Source organism: Orenia metallireducens (assembly GCF_003001995.1).
GTDB lineage: Bacteria > Bacillota > Halanaerobiia > Halobacteroidales > Halobacteroidaceae > Orenia > Orenia metallireducens_B.
The window spans coordinates 66366-87076 of the sequence record NZ_PVNB01000019.1; the positions used below are offsets into that span (position 1 = coordinate 66366).

General features: G+C 32.6%; 22 protein-coding genes. All 22 read right to left on the reverse strand.

From position 1 onward, the window contains the following. Positions 1-266: 266 nt before the first annotated feature. The 22 genes from BX659_RS12800 to BX659_RS12905 all read right to left on the reverse strand — a co-directional run bounded on the left by BX659_RS12800 (position 267) and on the right by BX659_RS12905 (position 20476). Positions 267-1217: an acyl-CoA dehydratase activase gene (locus tag BX659_RS12800; RefSeq protein WP_106231894.1), complete on the reverse strand. Its 951-nt coding sequence runs from the start codon at positions 1215-1217 to the stop codon at positions 267-269. Continuing rightward, positions 1214-2311 carry a 2-hydroxyacyl-CoA dehydratase gene (locus tag BX659_RS12805; protein WP_106231896.1) on the reverse strand — a complete coding sequence of 366 codons (1098 nt, stop codon included), beginning with the start codon at positions 2309-2311 and terminating at the stop codon, positions 1214-1216. Before BX659_RS12805 ends, BX659_RS12800 begins: the two co-directional genes overlap by 4 nt. Beyond that, a complete protein-coding gene (locus BX659_RS12810; RefSeq protein ID WP_106231898.1) occupies positions 2312-3232 on the reverse strand; it encodes an acyl-CoA dehydratase activase-related protein in 921 nt (306 codons plus the stop codon). Between the two features lie 23 nt (positions 3233-3255). Further along, complete coding sequence (locus BX659_RS12815; RefSeq protein ID WP_106231899.1) at positions 3256-4728, reverse strand: spore germination protein; 1473 nt, start codon at positions 4726-4728, stop codon at positions 3256-3258. Continuing rightward, the gene (locus BX659_RS12820) at positions 4709-5293 is read right to left on the reverse strand and encodes a stage V sporulation protein AE (protein WP_106231901.1); all 585 of its coding nucleotides are present in this window, start codon (positions 5291-5293) and stop codon (positions 4709-4711) included. The genes BX659_RS12815 and BX659_RS12820 overlap by 20 nt, the downstream gene beginning before the upstream one ends. A 224-nt stretch (positions 5294-5517) precedes the next feature. Continuing rightward, positions 5518-5871, reverse strand: coding sequence for a stage V sporulation protein AE (spoVAE, locus tag BX659_RS12825; protein ID WP_106231902.1), 354 nt, complete (start codon positions 5869-5871; stop codon positions 5518-5520). Positions 5872-5874: 3 nt separating this feature from the next. Further along, positions 5875-6978, reverse strand: a complete 1104-nt coding sequence (gene spoVAD, locus BX659_RS12830) for a stage V sporulation protein AD (protein WP_106231903.1) — start codon at positions 6976-6978, stop codon at positions 5875-5877. Between the two features lie 16 nt (positions 6979-6994). Next, complete coding sequence (gene spoVAC / locus BX659_RS12835; protein ID WP_106231905.1) at positions 6995-7438, reverse strand: stage V sporulation protein AC; 444 nt, start codon at positions 7436-7438, stop codon at positions 6995-6997. Positions 7439-7566: 128 nt separating this feature from the next. Then, a complete protein-coding gene (locus BX659_RS12840; protein WP_106231907.1) occupies positions 7567-8004 on the reverse strand; it encodes a stage V sporulation protein AB in 438 nt (145 codons plus the stop codon). 27 nt (positions 8005-8031) lie between these two features. Further along, positions 8032-8685 (reverse strand): stage V sporulation protein AA, encoded by a 654-nt coding sequence (locus BX659_RS12845; RefSeq protein ID WP_106231909.1) that lies wholly within the window; start codon positions 8683-8685, stop codon positions 8032-8034. Positions 8686-9105: 420 nt separating this feature from the next. Beyond that, the gene (locus BX659_RS12850; protein ID WP_106231911.1) at positions 9106-9867 is read right to left on the reverse strand and encodes a SigB/SigF/SigG family RNA polymerase sigma factor; all 762 of its coding nucleotides are present in this window, start codon (positions 9865-9867) and stop codon (positions 9106-9108) included. Between the two features lie 11 nt (positions 9868-9878). Next, positions 9879-10307 (reverse strand): anti-sigma F factor, encoded by a 429-nt coding sequence (gene spoIIAB / locus BX659_RS12855; RefSeq protein WP_106231913.1) that lies wholly within the window; start codon positions 10305-10307, stop codon positions 9879-9881. A 4-nt stretch (positions 10308-10311) separates the two neighbouring features. Beyond that, a complete protein-coding gene (locus BX659_RS12860) occupies positions 10312-10653 on the reverse strand; it encodes an STAS domain-containing protein (RefSeq protein ID WP_097018618.1) in 342 nt (113 codons plus the stop codon). Positions 10654-10840: 187 nt separating this feature from the next. Continuing rightward, positions 10841-11665 carry a CPBP family intramembrane glutamic endopeptidase gene (locus tag BX659_RS12865; RefSeq protein WP_097018619.1) on the reverse strand — a complete coding sequence of 275 codons (825 nt, stop codon included), beginning with the start codon at positions 11663-11665 and terminating at the stop codon, positions 10841-10843. A 275-nt stretch (positions 11666-11940) separates the two neighbouring features. Then, complete coding sequence (locus tag BX659_RS19465; protein ID WP_258176142.1) at positions 11941-12072, reverse strand: hypothetical protein; 132 nt, start codon at positions 12070-12072, stop codon at positions 11941-11943. 98 nt (positions 12073-12170) lie between these two features. Further along, the gene (locus BX659_RS12875) at positions 12171-13169 is read right to left on the reverse strand and encodes a hypothetical protein (protein ID WP_097018620.1); all 999 of its coding nucleotides are present in this window, start codon (positions 13167-13169) and stop codon (positions 12171-12173) included. A 266-nt stretch (positions 13170-13435) separates the two neighbouring features. Continuing rightward, positions 13436-14128, reverse strand: coding sequence for a hypothetical protein (locus tag BX659_RS12880; RefSeq protein ID WP_181186444.1), 693 nt, complete (start codon positions 14126-14128; stop codon positions 13436-13438). Between the two features lie 46 nt (positions 14129-14174). Then, positions 14175-14960: a peptidoglycan-binding domain-containing protein gene (locus tag BX659_RS12885; RefSeq protein ID WP_097018622.1), complete on the reverse strand. Its 786-nt coding sequence runs from the start codon at positions 14958-14960 to the stop codon at positions 14175-14177. A gap of 119 nt (positions 14961-15079) precedes the next feature. Beyond that, on the reverse strand, positions 15080-15760 hold the full coding sequence (locus BX659_RS12890; protein WP_181186445.1) for a hypothetical protein: 681 nt from the start codon (positions 15758-15760) through the stop codon (positions 15080-15082). Between the two features lie 47 nt (positions 15761-15807). Beyond that, positions 15808-18180: a peptidoglycan-binding protein gene (locus BX659_RS12895; RefSeq protein ID WP_097018624.1), complete on the reverse strand. Its 2373-nt coding sequence runs from the start codon at positions 18178-18180 to the stop codon at positions 15808-15810. A 186-nt stretch (positions 18181-18366) separates the two neighbouring features. After that, the gene (locus BX659_RS12900) at positions 18367-19797 is read right to left on the reverse strand and encodes a radical SAM/SPASM domain-containing protein (RefSeq protein ID WP_097018625.1); all 1431 of its coding nucleotides are present in this window, start codon (positions 19795-19797) and stop codon (positions 18367-18369) included. A 16-nt stretch (positions 19798-19813) separates the two neighbouring features. After that, complete coding sequence (locus BX659_RS12905; RefSeq protein WP_172431936.1) at positions 19814-20476, reverse strand: hypothetical protein; 663 nt, start codon at positions 20474-20476, stop codon at positions 19814-19816. Between the last annotated feature and the right edge of the window lie 235 nt (positions 20477-20711).

A 20711-nucleotide genomic window follows, 5' to 3' on the forward strand; every position in this document is an offset into this window, starting at 1 on the left:
AAAATCTGATTAAGACCTGATTTAAAACCTAAATTTATTTAATTTTTAATCTGTGTTTATCAATGTAAATCTGTGTCTAAATTTTCTTTGGGTATTGATTTTAATATGAAAACCTTTAATTCAATTTATATAGATAGAATATAGGTCGACAAAACTGACCAGTCAGTATCATTAATTTATAGTATAAATAATTTTAACAAAGTTGTCAAGATTATTTATACTACAAAATATCTTTTATTACAAAATTAATTTGTGATGATCAAATTCTAAACTGCCTCCCATTTAGGGCATTTAGAACCCCAGCGAGCAATTATCTCATCTTCTTGGTGAATATTAATAATCTCACAATGGTTGGGGCAAGAGTTACACTCAAAACTGGAGACATGATAATCGAAGCTAGAAGTATCAAAGCCCTTAAATGATGTGCTTTTCTTCTTCTTAACCGCACTTTGGGCTAAGACTGCTGAACCAATAGCCCCCATCACATTATGATACTCTGGTACTATAACTTCTACTCCAAGTTCCTCTTCAAAAGCTGCTTTAATTCCCTGATTAGCCGCTACTCCACCTTGAAATACTACTGGACCTAAAATTTCTTTTCCTTTTCCCACATTATTTAGATAATTTCTAACTAAGGCTTGGCAAAGACCTGCAATAATATCCTCTAAATTATGACCTAATTGCTGTTTATGTATCATATCAGACTCTGCAAAGACAGAACAGCGACCTGCTATTCTAACTGGGCTATTAGCACCTAATGCAAGAGAGCCAAATTCTTCAATTGGAATATCCAAACGGCTGGCTTGTTGATCTAAAAATGATCCAGTTCCTGCTGCACAGACTGTATTCATAGCAAAATCAATAACAATACCATCACGTAAGATGATAATCTTTGAATCTTGTCCACCAATCTCTAAGACTGTCTGTACCCCTTTAACTACAGTAGAAGCTGCTACTGCATGGGCTGTAATCTCATTCTTAATTACATCTGCTCCTACAATCACCCCAGCTAAGTTTCTAGCACTACCTGTAGTACCTACTCCCAGAATTTTAATATCTATCAACTCTTGGATTCTCATCAATCCTTCTTGAATTGCACGGATAGGTTGTCCATTTGTTCTAAGATATAAACTCTCTAAGACATCTTTATCTTCATCAATAATGGCAATATTGGTACTAACCGACCCCACATCTATACCCATATAACCTGCTTTCATACTATTAATTCCTCCTTCTCTTCTTTACGAGCTAATAGATCTACAAAGGCTTCTAGTCTAGTAATATAACCTGCATCACCAGTATGCTCATCCAAACTTAATGATAAGACAGGTATATCTAAATCTTTGCTCACAGTTGGCAATATACTCTGAGCTATAATCTCTGGCATACAGGTAAAAGGCCCTAGATGAACCACTCCATCAAAGCTTTCTTTAGCATACATTACAGTTTCACCTACTGATTCTAGACCATGCCCTCCCACAAAGTGATTTAAATATGGGCTTGCCAGCTCTTGTATATGATTGCGATGTTTATTGTCTCTAAAGATTCCTAGATAAAGATGTTCTTCTATCCATTCCGATAAATAAATAGATCTATCTACTAATACTCCCAACTCACCTAACTTCTCTTCTATGTGCAAATTGGTAAAGGGTTCTAAGATAACATAAATCTCTCCAACTAAACCTACTTTCAAAGGTTGAAAGTCTTCAATTCTTTCTAAAGAATCAAAATCTGTTCTTATTCTTTTTATAGCAGCTTCAGTTTCTGAGATATTTTGAGCCTGATCAATCAACTTTAAGCCCCTTTTATAGATTTTTGTTGCTTCTTTTCTTTTTACCAAATAAGGTCTGCTCTGATTTGTCAGCCTACTAATCTGATCTAAAGCCTGTGCTTTTGCCCATCCTTTCTTCCAAGCAGTATAGACCTTAGTCCAAGAGATATTTCCTAATAATAATTTCAAACTCTTATAAAACTCTCTCCAATGACCTTGTGGTGGCTCAAAGATTACCATATTAAAGTCATAACCCAAGTCCCTTAATATATCCTTTTGTACCTCACCATAATAGCCAAAACGACAAGGCCCAATACCTCCCCCCATAATAATCATATCTGCTCCAGTTTCTAAAGCTTCAATATAATTACCTATATTCAACTTAAGCGGTAGACAAGCAAATTCAGGAGAATTTTTAACACCTAAATCTAAAGTCTTTTGAGTAATAGGAGGTGGTAGTACAACCTCTAATCCTAATTCTATCAATAGAGTTTTAACAGCAATCGACATAGTTCCCATATGGGGAAATGTCACCTTCATTTATATCCCCTCCCACTTGATCATATCTATAAAGGCTTCTAAACGAGTCAGTAACCCTGCTTCACCAGTATGTTCATCTAAATTCAAGGTCATAAAGGGTTGCTTTCTTCTTCGCTTTGCCTCTCTTTCTATCATCTCTCCAACCAAAGAATCTGGTCCACAGCCAAAAGCTGTTAATTGAATAATTCCATCTATGTCATTGCGATCAAAAAAGTGATGTCCTGCTCCTAACATCTGTTTACTTAATGTCCAGAACATATCCTTTGATAGATGTGCTACCCCCTTCTTTAAGGCTGGTTTTGATAGCATCTCTGCTGTTATAACTTCTACTCCCATCTTCCTTAGCTTAGCTATTAAGTTCATACTAATATGAGGGTCATAGATAATGTACTCATGACCTAAAACCCCAATCTTATAGTTGGCTTTAGAATTGATCTTACCTTTCCTCTCACTTCTATACTTTCTTAACTCTCTTAAGGCCTTCCATAATGCTTTATTGACTTGCCAAATACCCTTGCCCAATATCTCTCCTACCTCTAATGCTGCTTTGAATAGATTTATTTTGCTATCTCTTAAATTTAAAGTAGTATCAATTATAGTCGGCAAATCATCAATATTATATCTTACCATATCAGGTAACCCCATAAATTTAGGGCATAAATACTCTTTAGATTCTATACTGACAACTCTAGGAACAAATAAATAATCAACCTTATTTTTTAGGTATTGAACATGACCTAAAAATAATTTGACAGGTAGACAGGCTTCATCTACTGCCAACCTAACTCCAGCATCTACTGTCTCTTTAGTAGAGACCTTAGAATCTACTACTTCACAGTCTAACTCTTCAAAGAACTTATTCCAAGCTGGATAATATCTATGGTATAGCAAAGCTTGTGGTATACCTATTTTAGGTTTCACTAAACCAACTCCTTAATATTCATCTAGTTATTACCTTTTCTGGTCTTATCCTTAACATGTCTAATATTAGGTCTTCTTCTTCTTAAAGTTAGGATTGATTGTCTAAAAATATAGGTCTTTAATGCTTGCCAATTGAAAGGAACAAGTGGCCATAAATAAGGAATACCAAAAGAATTACTAAAAGCAAATAATAAAAAGATTAACATTAATCCAATAATCAATCCAGGTAATCTAAAGTAAATTACCGATACAATCAAAAATAATCGTAATAGTTTTATCGTTAACGCTAATTCATAGCCTGGTATAACAAAGTTACTTATCCCTCCAATAGCCATATAGAGAATGGTTTCTGGGCTGAATACTCCTACCTTTACAGCAAACTCCCCCAACATCAAAGCCCCAATCAAACCTAGTGAGGTAGCTAAAGAGCTAGGAGTCTGTATTGATGCCATCCGAACCAAATCAATACCTAAGGTTGCTAAGATAAACTGTATTCCTATTGGAACTTTACCTAACTGCTCTGCTCCGATAAACTCTAAACTTTTAGGTAACCATTCAGGTCCATATGCCAAAGTCAACCATAATGGTGGTAAAATTAGAGAAAGAAATATTGCAAAAAATCTAAGTAAAGAGAGATATGTTCCAGTTATAGTAGACTGGCGATAATCTTCTAAGGTTTGGGTATGGTCAAAAAAGGTAGCTGGTAAGAGTAAGGCTGTTGGTGAATTATCTACTAAAACACAGATCTTACCTTCAAATAAATGGGCACTGACAATATCAGGCCTATTGCTGTATCTAATTTTAGGTAAAGGATTTATAGTATCACCTGTCAAGAAATCCTGTACAGTTCTATCAGCTAAAGGTAGTCCATCTACATCAATCTTCTCAATTTTACTTTTGACCTCTTCCACCAGCTCTGTATCAGCTATATCCTCAATATAGACTACTGCTATATCATTTTGAGACCGCTTTCCTGCTCGCAAAGCCTCTGCTCTTAACTTGGGATCACGAATTCTTCTTCTAATCATCTGTAGGTTAAAGAGCATAGTCTCAATAAAACCATCCTCAGGACCTCTAGTTACCTTTTCTAATTCTGGCTCTTGAGGACCCCGAGACATCCAAGTTCTAGCATCTATAATAATTGCCTTATCTTCGCCTTCAATTAATAAAGCTTGGGGTCCAGCTAAGACTTCATTCATTAAATCATCTATATTATCTACAAGGGCTACCTCATGGATAGTGACACGACTTTCTAATAACTTCTTAATGGCATCAACACTTAAATCTTCTGGTTCAGTTTCCATCAAATATTCCATTATCCTGTTTATTAAGTCACCATTGGTTAGACCATCAATAAAGATTAAGCTAACATCTTTATGACCAATCTTAAAATCTCGATTGATAAAATCAAAGGTCTTTGGTCCATCTACTCTATCTTTAATAATCAGTAAGTTTTCACTGAGCTTCTTGCTAATTTTAGTCTTTTTTTCTGCCATCAACTCCACTCCTCTTTAAAATCTCCTCTAAGGCTTTAGTAGTAATAGGAGCTCCAAGCTCACAATTATCCTTGCCAGACATCTTACCTACATCTCCTATGCCTACAATCAATAGATCATCATCAAAGCTATTAAGTATGTCAACGGTATCACCTTCTAAGATTACATGCCCTTTCTTTTCAGCTTCTCCCTCCTTATCAACAGGTCTAGTTACTAATTTTCCTTCTCTAGTTATAGAGCAATCAGGGTGTACACCTTCTACATCTTTGGCATTAGATGCTACTGCAATTACTCCTAAAATCTCTACATCTTCAGAGTCCATGACTTTTTCCATAGCATGTTCACCCTTGCCACAATTGAAGTTACCTTCATCATCAAACATGACTACAACAGGATCTGTAGGACAATCTTGAATCAAAGAAATTAACTTATTACCTGAACAAGGAGTGGGATTCCCTCCAGATTTAGAAATTACCCTTAGATTTAAATTTTTACTAGCCTCTTCTACAGCTTTTTGTGCAGTCGAATCACCATCAGTCACTACTATTACTCTTTTTTTATCCAATAATTTTCTCCCCTTATTATTCGGATTTAAAAGAACTAATATTCAAAATAAATAATTAAGTTTAATTTAAAGATGATGTAATATGGATATATTGAGACACTTTCGTGTCAGGAATCAGGAATCTGGAACCAGTGTTTATAACTGATTCCTGACTACTGATTCCAGATTCCTGAAAGTATCGTACTATCTCTATTAAGTATTACTTTTTTCAATAAATAACTATATTATTCCTTGGGTCTAAAGATTGCTGCCATTAAGAAGCCAATAATTATTGAAGCACTAACTCCTATACTTCCTACCTCTAAGACACCAGCAAATAAACCTAAAAACCCACCTTTTTGAGCCTCATTTAATACTCCTTTAGTCAGAATATAACCAAAATTCATCACAGGAACAGTAACACCTGCACCTGCTATATCAATTAAATAATCATATATTCCCAAACCAGTTAAAACAGCTCCTGTTACCACCATAGTTACCAGTAAATGAGCAGGTGTATAATTAGTATAATCTAAAAATAATTGACTCAATCCACAGATTAAACCACCAACTAAAAATGACATTAAATACAAATCCATAGTTTATCCCTCACTTTGACTCAAATCTTCAATCTTAGTAGCTTCAATCTTGGTCGCTAGATTATCCTGAACACTAGGACGACCAATACCTTCAGTTAGATGACCCGTTCTTTCTAAGACTACTGCATGGGCAATGCAAGGAATACTCTCCCCTTGTAAGAAGGTCATAGGATTTAATAATGCACCAGTTCCTAATAATAAGACTCGATTGAAATTGCCATACATTATCTGAGGTAAGAGATAAGAGGCTGCTACCACTGCCGAACAGCCACAACCACTTCCACCAGCTCCAACTTTCTGCTTAGAGTTATAGATCATTACTCCACAATCATCAAAATTCTTAGTAACATCACAACCTTGTTCTGCTAATAACTCTATTGTTAGATTCTTTCCTACCTGCCCCAAATCCCCAGTAATAATCAAATCATAGTCACTAGGGCTACGGTCACTGTCCTCTAAATGGTTTAAGATAGTATCGGCAGCTGCTGGCGCCATAGCTGAACCCATATCCTTTGGATCTTTAACACCTAAATCTATTACTTTACCTAAGGTAGCCATAGTAAGTGCTACCCCACCAGTCTCATTACTTAAAATTGTCGCCCCTGCTCCTGTTACAGTCCATTGTTTATAAGGAGGATATTTATCTCCATACTCATTAGGAGTTCTATACTGCCTTTCAGTAGCCTGATAATGGCTAGAAGTAAAAGAAATTATCCGATTTGCTATTCCTCCATCTATCATCATAGAGCCTACAGCCATTGCCTCAATCATCGTTGAACAAGCTCCAAAAAGGCCCAAGAAGGGGACTGGAAATTTGCGGGCAGCAAAATTAGAAGCTACAATCTGGTTTAATAAATCTCCAGCTAATAAAAAATCTATATCTTCTTTAGCTAAATTAACCTTATCTAAAGCATTATTTACCACATCCTCTGTCATCTTCATCTGGGCTTTTTCCCAAGTTGATTGATTATTATACCCATCACTGATTACTTGATCAAAGTAATCCCCTAAAGGTCCTTGACTCTCCTTATTACCAACAACTGATGCCGATGATATAATTTGAGGAGGATTATCGAATTGAACTGTCTGTTTTCCTAATTTCTTCATTATCTATTCCTCCAAATTATAGTAATAATTTAAACAATCCAATCAAGAATGCAGATAGCATTCCATAAGTCAATACTGGTCCTGCTATAGAGTATATATTTGCACCCAGCCCTAAGATATAGCCTTCTTGCCTTGATTCAATAGCTGGAGAAACAATTGCATTGGCAAAGCCTGTAATAGGAACAATAGTTCCTGCCCCAGCAAACTGAGCAATCTCATCATAGACTCCTAATCCTGTTAAGAGCCCTCCAATAAAAATCAAAGAAATTGTAGCATATGAACCTGCATTATCTTTAGGTATACCAGTGCTGATTAATACATTGATAATCACCTGCCCCAAAAGACATATTAGTCCACCTATCAAATAAGCTGAAAAGAAGTTTTTAACCTTAGAGTCTGTAAGCTGATGTTTTTTTATCAACTTTTGATATTCTTGTGGTGTTTTATCTATTGTCCCCATTTAAAACCTCCTGTGTTTAGCTTTAACCTACCCACCAAACCACCTACCTTCCTAACACCCAAAGTATCGCAATCTCCCCATTAAATCACACTTATTATCTTAAATTTAAGTATGACTATACTTTGCTCTCACCCTGCAAACCACAATGTCGGAAATAACCAATAGATCAAAGAGCCAATCACCTTTCCTAAGATAATAATAAATAATAGTTCATCCATATAATCCTTCAAACCTAAACGCTTACTCAAAAGTGGTAATACCTTTAGAGTTTCAGTTAAAGCAGCAGCTACCAATCCAATAAATGTACCAAAGATAAATCCTATAATAATAACTAACAATTTATTAATAAAGAAAATATTAGGGAGAGTTAGATTAAAAAAATCTGTTATTACTCCAAATATTGACCCTAATACTATCAATTTTTGATATAAAAATATAGAGTTTTCAGAATTACTTAAATCTATCAAACGAGGAATTACATCTAACACCATTAAAAAAGCAACTAAGGCCACCCCCACTATAACCCCTTCAGAAAAACCAATTAGAATTAAAAGAATTGCTTTCATTTAACCCCACCTAATACTACTTAATTATTAGTCATTATTTTTAGCTAATTCAGTCTTTTGATGTAAAGAAAATTGATTGACTTTGTTCTTATACAGATACATCTCTATCTCCAAAGGGCTGGGATCATCTTTATTAAATTTATACTTATAGATTTTGTTAAAGAAGATGATCATTCCAAAACCTAATCCTATAGAGTAAGGAATATTAAGCAAGAGGGGGTTTTCTTTAGACTTACCCATAATTAACTTATAAATCTGTTGATGAACCTTAACCATACTGACATCGGCATGAAAATTCATAATAGCCATAGCTGCTCCAAAAAAGAGTATAACTCCAATTGCAAATACATATAGCTTTGAAGGCTGATTATCTGTTAAATTCCTTTGAGAGGTATCTTCGATATCTACAATTACATCAGCTTCCCCTAAATGCTCTATACCAGCTTGTGGAAAATTAATCTTGATAGCTCTAATAATCTCTAAAGCTGTAATAATCATCGATTGACCAGCTTTTTTAGTTACCTCTTTAACTTTAACCTGCTCTAGTTGATCTTGTAGATCTTTGTTGGTAATGACTTCTGCCAAATCAGCAAGTACTAAGGTCTGATTGGGTTGAGCTTTAACTACCCTTTTTACCCTTAAAAAAATCTCTTCTTTTATACATTCTAACTCTTCACTCATTATAAACACTTCTTATCCTAGTCTTTTGGTAATTAAAGACCTTTTTAGCTCTAGGAGAGAGTTCTTTTTTTATAAAGAAATTGTCCCATAAGAACCAATTGACTAAAAGCAGAGCTAAAAATATAACTAAGTAGATTACTCTTTTTAAACTGATTTCAAACATCATCTACATCCTCTCCTTTGTTGAATGAAAGGTAATACAATAAATAAATAGTACGATACTTTCGTATCAGGAATCTGGAATCAGTCTGTTTTACTGATAACTGGTTCCCGACTACTGATTCCTACAAATGTCGTAATATAACCATTAACTGTTAGTATCTATATTGTCAATTAGTCTATCTTCTGATTTCTAACTCTATTATGTGTAAGTAATTTAAATTTAATACAAAAAGCACAGGTTTAGCACCTGTGCTTTTTCTATAACTCACTTCTTATTAATTTTAAAATATTCTTCTCTAACCTTGAGACCTGGGCTTGGGATAAGCCAAGTACTTTAGCAATCTCGCTTTGGGATTTCTCTTCAAAATATCTTAATTTAATTATTAATTGTGAGCGCTTATCCAATTTTTTTAAAACATGATTCAAAGCTAATAAGTTCAATTTATCATTATAATAATCTTCATTATCGACTAACTGATCAGCTAATTCTAAACTACTTCCTTCTCTTTGATAAACCTGCTCATAAATTGATTTGGGGGCTTGTACAGCTTCTAAGGCTGAAACTATCTCTTCAGCTGATAAACCTACTTCCTCACTCAACTCTTGAATAGTTGGCTCTCTATTGATTTTTTGTTCCAAACCTTCTTTTATCTTCTTAATCTTATAAGCCGTCTCTTTAACTTTTCTACTGACCTTGACAATATTATCATCACGCAAGAAGACCTTAATCTCACCAATAATCAAAGGGACAGCATAGGTGGAGAACTTTACTTGTTTACTAAGATCAAAACCATCTATCGCCTTGATTAGACCGATACTTCCAATCTGAAAGATATCTTCAATAGAGTACCCGCTATTCTTAAAACGATGAGCTATCTTCATCACCAACCTCAAATTATGCTTAATCAACTCATCCTTAGCTCTCCTATCACCTTGCTGACTTAAGGCTATTAACCTCTTGGTCTCATTTTCGGTTAATAATTTATGATTATCAATATTTATCTTTGATAAGCTATTCATCTTGTCAGCTCCTAATTAACCTGTTTTTGCTCCTGAGCTGGAATCTTAACCATCTTTAGTATAGTACCTTGATTGACCTTAGATTCTATCTCAAACTTGTCCATAAAAGAATCGATAAAGACAAGACCTAAACCCATTCTATCAGCAGTTGTATAGGCTGGCTCACAAGCAGTTTTAATATCCTCAATTCCACAACCTTGATCTTCTATTATTATCTCTAATTGATGCTCATGCACTCTCATTGAAATATCTATCTCACCTATTTCACCTTGATATCCATGAATAATGGAGTTAGATACAGCCTCTGAAATTGCTACCTTGATCTCCTCTAACTCTGCTAAAGTAAAGTTTAGCTGTGATGCAAAGGATGCTACCGTCACCCTAGCTAATCCAATATTATCTGATAAACTATCAATTACTAATCTAGCCTTATTCTCCATTATCTTACCTCCCTACAATATTATCTAAGGCTTCTGCTTCCGAAGGATATAACTTAATAATCTTTAAAATTCCCGATATTTCAAATATTCTCTCTACTTGAGGAGTTACTTCTGCTATTGCTAAAACTCCCCCTTTATTGCTAATTCTCTTATATGTACCAATGATAGCCCCTAATCCAGAGCTATCAATGAATTTAATCCCATCTAAGTTTAGAATTATCCCGTTGATATCTTCTGTCAATCTCTGCTCTAGCTTCTCTTTAAAGATATCTACAGTATGTAAGTCAAACTCTCCATAGGGTCTAACAACTAACTTATTATTATATTTTTTAAATGATAACTTCATTCTCCTCACTCCTTTCTCCTTATCAATTCAACATTAACCATTTTTTTCCTGCAAGAGATTAAAAAAAGACAAATAAATTTATTTGCCCTTTAAATTATTCATATCAATTTTGTCTATAATAAATAATATTTTCATACTGGTACACCTCTAACATTTCACAAATATTATTAAAAAACTACTCTTGCTACTACCCTATAAAATTATATATACTATGAGCCATTATAGGGTACAATAAATTCTTTTCACGTTTATAAATCCAAGCTAAGCCCAATCCAGAAAAAAAGATATGTGGTATAAATTTAACTGGATGAAGAGTAGCAAAAAAGATTGAACTTAACAGTGCTGACCTTCTAAACCCTAATTCTTCTTCTAAGAAATTAAATAAAAATCCTCGAAAAAAGACCTCTTCAAATATTGGGGCTAATAAAACTCCAATTATTGTATAAATAAAAATGGCCCAACTAGATACAGATTCCTTTAATGGAGATATTTCTATCATAGGGCTTAAACCACTTAGATAATTTTCTAATATACTAAATAGATTTCTTATACCTGAAAAATAAATAATCGCATTTATAAATGTCATTATAATCCAAAATAAAAGACCTATTTTAAGAGCCTTCATAAAATTAAAGTTCTTAATGTTAGAAATCTTGATAGCCTCATATATATTTTGATTATTTTTCTTCAGAATAAAATATAAAATAACAACTAAAGTAAACTTATTAATAAAGTCAGACATCACATACATATTAGTTGTATTAATGAACCTGTATATAATAGGACAAATGAAAAAATAACCAAAATTATAAATAAGTATTAAAGTTACTAAAGAAGTATATCGCCATCCTGTCATTTTAAATTGAATAACTACAAAGACTATAAGATATGAAATTGCTCTTAATAAAAAACCCGAACTCATTACTGGAAGTTCACTTATAAATATAAATAATATTAGACACAAAAACAGAATATTTAGTATTAAAAATTTATTTTTTATATCAAAATTCATAAAAACACCTCAAGTTATATTTGATTTTTAGTTATTACACTATCTTTATCTAATTGTATAACGATCTGATTAAATATAGTTAAATATAATGAATTTTACCTCCTTCAATAAAAGTATTTTTTATATTAAGACAAACTACTTATGGTAGTAATATTATATAATTGTATTTATTTATATTCAACTATAAAAACCAATAATAAGTAATTCTATATTTACAATTTATATCCCTAAAAGAAAAAAATACACCCCTCATGATGTCTAATAACAATCAGCCTTTATTCAAAGATATTCATAATATTACTGATAAACTTCTTAAATAATTGTAGTATGATCTTAAAGAAATTAGTCTTAGCTACCTCCTCTTTAGCCACTAAATCGACACGCCCTAATACCTCTTCTCCCTTCAATACAACTATCTCTTACTTAATAATTCAAAGATAAAAATAATAAGTTAATACTCTAAAGTAAACTAATAATTTTTATACAATATCTCGATATTATAATCCTAGTTATTAAAGTGAACAACTACTGAATAACAAGGATTATCCTCTTTAGTTGGAGGTTCAGCTACTGCTTTATACATAATCCCTCTCTCTACCTTTGTTATTCCAGGAAATACTTTTTCTAATTCTTTATTAATTCGATCTACTTCTGCCTCAATCTCTTTTTTATTCTCTAAAGGAATATTAGTAATATAGATTATTTCAAAAATAAACTCTTTTTCCTTACTATCTTGATTATTATAATAAATTGGATTGATAGAATAAATTATCGGTTTAGTCTTGATATTAGATAATTTAATCGGAAATTTATATTTTTTATCAAGGTTGTATCGTAAATTTCTACTGAAATCAACAATCTCTTTTTCATTAATATAGTGAAAAAAGGGATTAGGTCTTAAGATTTTTGCTAACCCATCTAGTCTTAATACGGCAGATAATTCATAACCTTTATTAGATAAGTCTTTAATCTCGTCAAATAATTCTGGTGCTGTTTTTCCAAGTACCTCTAAACCTCCATAATGAAAATACTGTAGCTTCCATTCACCTTCTATCTTAGTATAGATAGTAGTAAACATAGATGCTTCTCTATCTGCTTCCTCCAATCTATACAAGCAAATAAAAGTTTCATTACTCATTCCTTTATACTTTAAATAATAGCTTTTTTCTTTATTTGTAACAGTAATAACATTTTCGTTATTATCTGAGAGTACATAATAATCATCATACAACTTAAACTCCGTATCTAATGATAATTTATGTATCTTAGAAATAATATTCTTAGTTGAATCTGGATTCTCTTTTCTTATTTTTTCTATCATTAAATTTAAAATTAAGGAACTCTTATTATCTTTGATACCTTGAATGACTTGTTTATTTAGATTATTAATTTCCTTTTTTATTTTTGGAGACATGTTTTGATTATGTAGTACGCTACCATCATTACATCCAGAAAAAATAGTGCTAATAATTAATAAAAGTAATAACAATATTTGTCTATTCATTTTTATAATCTCTCCTTCATAAATTATTAATTTTATCCTATAAGGTAACTTAAGATGAGATAAGGGAGAGACCTCAAATCTCTCCCAAAAATAAATTATTACAGTAATTAAATGTTTTTAAGGTTACCTTTAAAAAGTTCATTTGTAATAACAATATAATGGTCTTCTAGTTATCTTTCTACCTAATGATAATTCTCAATACAATAAGACAGCCAAATAGACTGTCCTTCTTAACTTGTAACTTGATACTATTTGCTTGTAACTACTTACTGCTCACTATTTGACTCATACCTGGCATAATACCCCTGTTTCATCTTCTCTTGCCACTGTTCTTGTCGATTTCGATAATCATAGACTCCTTTTTTACGTAGAAAAATAGTTATCGCTAAAAATATTAATAATACAATTAATAAGACTACTCCTTTACAAAAGTTAGTATAATTCCCTAGATTAAAATAATTAATCACTAGTCTATCTAAAAAATCCTCTTTGTTTAATACTGCTAAATTAGTCTTATAAATTATCAGATTTATTATAAACATTCCTCCTGCTAACTCTACTCTATACTTCCATAAATAATAAAGACTCAATACTAGAGCAATAAAGTACAAGGCACCAAAAAAATAAACTACTCCTAGAGGTATCTTTTTCCAAGGACTAAAGAACAAAACATCAAATCCCTCAAAACAACTTTGAATAAAAGCTGAATAAATAATAAATTTAATTGATTTATAAATAAATTTATCTAGTTTAATACTAACCAATTTTATAATTGCTATATGAAAAATGGAATGAATAACCAAAATTATTATCCCTATTAATGTCCAAATATCAACTGTTAAGCTAACTCCAAATTCTCCATTTGAAAAAAAACTCAAATTATGAAAAAACCAATCGGTTAAAATATATACTAAAGCAAAATAGCCTATCTTCTTCAAATATTCTTTCATTCTCTTCACCTCTATTAATCTAAAATTGAGCAAGGGGCTTTATGCCCCTTACACTTTAAAATGCCTCGTTTAAAATAGTTTGAGTAAATACATAAGCTTCTTCTGCACCAATTCCTTCAGTTAAAGCACCTACCGCAGCTGCAACAGCTACAGCAGCTGTTGCTGTTGCAAGTTGTTTCTTATCAACACCTGGTTTAATTTCTAATTTATCTACAGTATGTGTTCCATTTACCTCTTTATTTTCTGCTGTTATGGCTACCTTTAACCCACCTGATCCTACCGAACTATACATGTTAATTTTAGTCCCATCTTTTACTGTCAATCCATTTGCCTGAGCTATCTTGGCTGCTACCGTATAACTCCCTTCTTTAGTTCTCCCTACACTTGTTCCCTTAGGACCATAAATAGTCATTCCATTATTGCTTATACCTACTGTATAACCATTTGTACTCTCTTTTACATTATATGTTCTAGTTCCAGTCATTTCTACATAAACCCCCACTCCATGACGTTTGTTAAATAATGGAGCAGTTACTGTTACTCCTGCTCCTCCATTCCATACATCACCAGTCTTATCTTCTACATTTACATTTTCCCAAACTTCTTGCTCATCAAGTTCTTTTATCTTATCCCATCTTCTTTTAGTTTCTTCTATAACCTGACTTGTATCTGTTCCTACTACTCCACCTATAGATAAGCCATGCTCTTTCTGAAATTGCTCTACAATAGCTTTAGTACCTTTACCGTATACTCCATCTACACTTATATTATATCCTAAATCTTTCAAATTCTGTTGGAGTTTCTTAACCTCTGTTCCTTTGCTTCCTACTTTGGGGTTCAATCTTCTACCAAATAATTAGTTAAAACTAACCAATTTCCTGTTTTAGTAATAATTCCCAATACAGTAAGACAGCCTAATAGACTGTCCTTCTTAACTTGATACTATTCACTTCTAAATTCTTACTGCTCATATCTCGCATAATACCCCTGCTTCATCTTCTCTTGCCATTGTTCTTGGCGACTTCTATAATCATAAACTCCTTTTTTGCGTAGCAAAATAGTTATTGCTAAAAATATCATTAACACAATTAATAACAATACTCCTTTAAAAAAATGAATATAATTTCCTAATTCAAAATAATTACTCAATAATCTATCTAAAAAATCCTCTTTGTTTAATGCTGCTAAATTAGCTTTATAAATTATCAGATTTATTATAAACATTCCCACTGCTAACTCTACTCTATACTTCCATAAATAATAAAGACTTAATACTAGAACAGTAAAGTACAAGGTAACAATAGAATAAACCTCTCCCGCAGAAAGCTTTTTCCAAGGACCAAAGAACAAAACATCAAACCCTTCAAAACAACTTTGAATAAAAGCTGAATAGATAATAAATTTAGTTGATTTATAAATAAATTTATCTAGTTTAATACTGACTAATTTTATGATTCCTACATGAAAAATGGAATGAATAACTAAAATTATTATCCCTATTAATGTCCAAATATCAACTGTTAAGCTAACTCCAAATTCTCCATTTGAAAAAAAACTCAAATTATGAAAAAATAAATTTGTTAAAATATATACTAAAGCAAAATAACCTACTCTCTTCAGATATTCCTTCATTCTCTTCACCTCTATTAATCTAAAATTGAGCAAGGGGCTTTATGCCCCCTTACACTTTAAAATGCTTCTTCTAAAATAGTTTGAGTAAATACATAAGCTTCTTCTGCACCAATTCCTTCAGTTAGAGCACCTGCCACCGCTGCAACAGCTACAGCAGCTGTTGCTGTTGTAAGTTGTTTCTTATCAACACCTGGTTTAAATTCTAATTTATCTACAGTATGTGTTCCATTTATCTCTTTATTTTCTGCTGTTATAGATACCTTTAGACCATCTAATCCTACTGAACTATCCATATTAATTTTAGTCCCATCCTTTACTGTCAGTCCATTTGCCTGAGCTATCTTTGCTGCTACCGTATAACTCTTTTCTGTACCTACCCCTATACTTGTCCCATTAGGGTCAGAAATACTTATTCCATTACTAGTTATACCTACTGTATAACCATTTGTACTCTCTTTCACATTATAAGTTCTAGTTCCAGTCATTTCTACATAAACTCCATATCCATGACGTTTATTGAATAATGGAGCAGTTACTGTTACTCCTGCTCCTCCATTCCATACATCACCAGTCTTATCTTCTACATTTACATTCTCCCAAACTTCTTGCTCATCAAGTTCTTTTATCTTATCCCATCTTCTCTTAGTTTCTTCTATAACCTGACTTGTATCTGTCCCTACTACTCCATCTATAGATAAGCCATGCTCTTTCTGAAATTTTTCTACAATAGCTTTAGTACCTCCACCATAGACTCCATCTACACTTATGTCATATCCTAAATCTTTCAAATCCTGTTGAAGTTTCTTAACATTTTCCCCCTTGCTTCCTACTTTCAATAATTTATTTGTATTTTTAGGGGCATTATTAATATTTTTCTTCTCTTCTGCTATAGCCTCCCATGTATTTTTACCTGCTACTCCATCTGTAGCTAGTCCATGCTCTTTCTGAAATTTCTCTACAATAGCTTTAGTATCTTTACCATATACTCCATCAACACTTATATTATATCCCAAATCTTTCAAATTCTGTTGAAGTTTCTTAACATCTGTTCCTTTGCTTCCTACTTTCAATACTTTGTTCGTTGATTTTATTGGATTGCTAGTAACACTACATCCACCTACTCTTACTCCACTACATGTCCCATGACTCCTTCTACTGCTACATGTTCCATGACTAGCATTACTTCTATGACTACTACAGTTTCCGTGACTACTACTACTTCTATGACTGCTACAACTTCCATGACTAGCATTACTTCTATGACTGCTACAACTTCCGTGACTACTACTACTTCTATGACTGCTACAACTTCCATGACTAGCATTACTTCTATGACTACTACAACTTCCATGACTACCACTACTTCTATGGCTACTGCTATTTCTATGACTACTACAACTTCCGTGACTGCCACTGCTTTTATGACTACTACTGCTTCTATGACTACTACTGCTTCTATGACTACTACTGCTTCTATGACTACTACAACTTCCGTGACTGCCACTGCTTTTATGACTACTACTACTTTTATGACTGCTACTACTTTTATGACTGCTACTACTTTTATGACTGCTACAACTTCCGTGACTACTATGACTCTTGTGACTGCTACTACTTTTATGACTGCTATGACTCTTGTGACTGCTATGACTCTTGTGACTGCTACTACTTTTATGACTGCTATGGCTACTACTGTGTCTTCTTCCACCACCACAGCTACCGCCATAATCTCCTTTTCTATAAATAAATCCTTTTGTATCTAACAATGTTTCTGGGTCTAGATTCTTGCCATTTCTAATGACCTCAAAGTGAAGGTGTACTCCATCACCCTTTTCATTAACTGAATGTACATTAGTACCTGTATTACCCATAGTTCCAATAGTTGTCTTTTGGGTAACTTTGTCACCAACTTCTACATTAATTTTATCTAAATGGCAATATTTTGTAAGCAGCCCATTGTCATGCTTAATTACTACTTGATTCCCCCCAGATTTTGTCATTCCAGTAGAGATAACTTCACCTTTTTTAGCTGCATAAATCTTGTCACCAAATTCTCCATCAAAATCTAATCCTTTGTGCAAATAAGTACCTCTATCTTCTCCAAATCTACTCGATATGTATATTGTACCAGTTCTAACCGGGCTATGCAATTTATACTTATCCTCTGTACTTATGTTAGTAACTCTTCCTATCTTAGACTCTGATACACCTTTCTTTACTTCTTTAATATTAGAAGACAGATTGATCTTATCTTTAATCAGATTCATCTTCAATGACACCTTTAATTTGCTAGTAGCTTGATTCTTCACTTGAGAATTACTCTTCTCTCCACTCTCCTTCTTTGCTAGATTACCTACACTCCCATACTTCATCCTTAGAAGTTGACTATTGTAACTTTCTTGACCCCTTCCATTAGCTTCTGTTAACATTTACTTTCCTCCTTAATATTTTTAGATTAATTATTTTATATAGAAAATCCCCAAAAGATTCGAATAGGTCGTCATCATTTTGGTGGATTTGCTATTCACTCCACATAACTCAGGCAACCAAATACAAGTTATGCTTCTTTGCTCTCTTTTTATTTTAACTATCAATTCTCAATTTCTAAATTGTAATTACCACTCCATCTTCATACACTCTCGATAGATAGAATCAAAGATTCCAGGATTTATCTCTTGAATCTCAGTCCAGAGATAGATACTCAATCTGATTAAATGCTTTTTATACTCACACATCACTCGATAAGGTCTCTCTTTCTGCTGATGAACCATCTCACCTACTGCAAAACACTCCCCAGAACATAAGTATCTAGCCCAACATCCTTGACAATAAGGTATATTATCTGCATATAGTTGTCGTAAATCCTCCTGTACCTCTCTATCTACCCCTGTATAGATACTCCCCATCTTAAAGGAACTATTGTTCAACTGTACAGGGCAGCTATAAATCTCTCCTTTATGGTTGACAGAGAGACTATTTAAACCTGCACTACAACGATAAATTACACTATCATTTCTGATAGTTCTTTTTAGCAACTTACCGAAATAATCAGCACTTCTAAGAATAGCATAGAGATATTCTGTATTTCCTTTAGCTATTTCCTCTATCAAAAATAAAGCAAATTCATTATATCCTTCTTTAATCTGCTCTAGATTATCTTCATTCATAGCATACTCATTATCTGGTCTTAACCTTATTGGTTTAATTCCTATACTATCAACTAAATTTAATTGGAATAATTTCAAAAAAATATCCTTTATATTGGTATGCTTACCTGTCAAAGTCACTGCAAATCCTAAAAATTCTCTATCCTCTATCTCTTCACAGTTCTTAACAATATCTTTAAAAGTACCTCTTCCATCCTTATATATTCTCAAATCATCATTAATTACCTCATCACCATCTATACTGATACCATATAAAATTTCATTCTTCTTTAGGTAGCTACTCTTCTCTTTATCCAGTAAAGTACCATTGGTGCATAAAGTAATCAGAATTCTTTTGTTAATTTTTTCACTTAATTCTTCACAGTAATCTTTTATCTCCTTTATAAAATCAAACCTTAATAATGATTCCCCTGACCCACTTAAATCTACTGAATAACTACTACCTTCTTTTCCAAAGTCATTTACTAGAAAATAAATTGCCTCCTTAGCAGTTTCTATAGTAGTATCTTTTATCTTTTCTTGATGAACCTCTCCTCCAAAACAGTATCTACAGTTTAGATTACATCTACTTGTTGGATGTAATTTTAGTTCATAATGATCAAATTGCTCAAAACCTTCCACAACTCTATTATAAGGATTAATTTTCTCCTGCTCCCATAATTCTTCAAGCCAATTTAGTTTCTCTATAACTTCTCTTGTCGGATATTCTTGACTTAAAATCGAAATTATATCCTTTGTCAAATAAGTATCTGCTAAATCTAAAATCTTACTGCTTAAATTATCAATTGTTAAAAATTTTGAACTCTGTACATCTAATGCTATTATCTTATCTCCGATTTCATATCTATATAGTTCTAAGTTGATTGGGCAATCTAGCATATTAACTCCTCCAATATTATTTAACTAAAATCATACCTCTCTTATGATAATAAAAATTAGATTTAATAAGAAACTCTTCTGTAGCAAGTAACCTACCATTAATTAAAATAAAAACTCTCCATAAGCCCGGCTTAAAATCTTCTCCCCGCAAATTGATATAATTATATAACCTCTCTTCTCCACCAGTTGCTTTAAGTAAAGTTGAGTCAGATTCAAAGACTTTTAAGTCTGGTCTACACCAAACATAAGTCACTTCAACCTCCCCAATACATTCTTTAATGCTATTGTAAATATAAATCTGCTGACCACTGATATTAAATTCTCTATTTTCACCCTCTGACTTCTTCATTAAAACGATTTCATTAAAATTATTATCCATGCCTATATCATCAATGATCCCATATTCTTTACTAACTCTGACCACATCATCGCTATCTAGTTGAATTACAGAATTTAGTGATCCTGTCCTATTATTAACATACATATCAGCATAGGGGTCATTAATCCATAACTTATCATCAATTAAAAACTTATATCTATGTATTCCTTTACTTATTTCAATATCTATAACCCATTCATCACCTTCTTTTTCTAATAGATCTTTATCAAACCTCCAATTATTAAAATCACCTAACAATGCCACCTTCTGACCAAATATAGCAGGAAACTTAAATATCAACACTATCCCTCCCAATTAAAATTAACCTTTATATCCATAATAAAACATTTATAACAGATATATTATATCACTTTCTTTTTTTGGATTTCAAGTATAAAAAAATAATAAGTAATTTTATTCTAAGTATTTATATCTCAAAAAATAGAGTAGGACCAGCCTCACAGCTGGGACCTCTCTTCAAACTGCACGTACGGTTTTCCCGTATACAGCTTTCCTTTATTGTTGCTCCATTCCA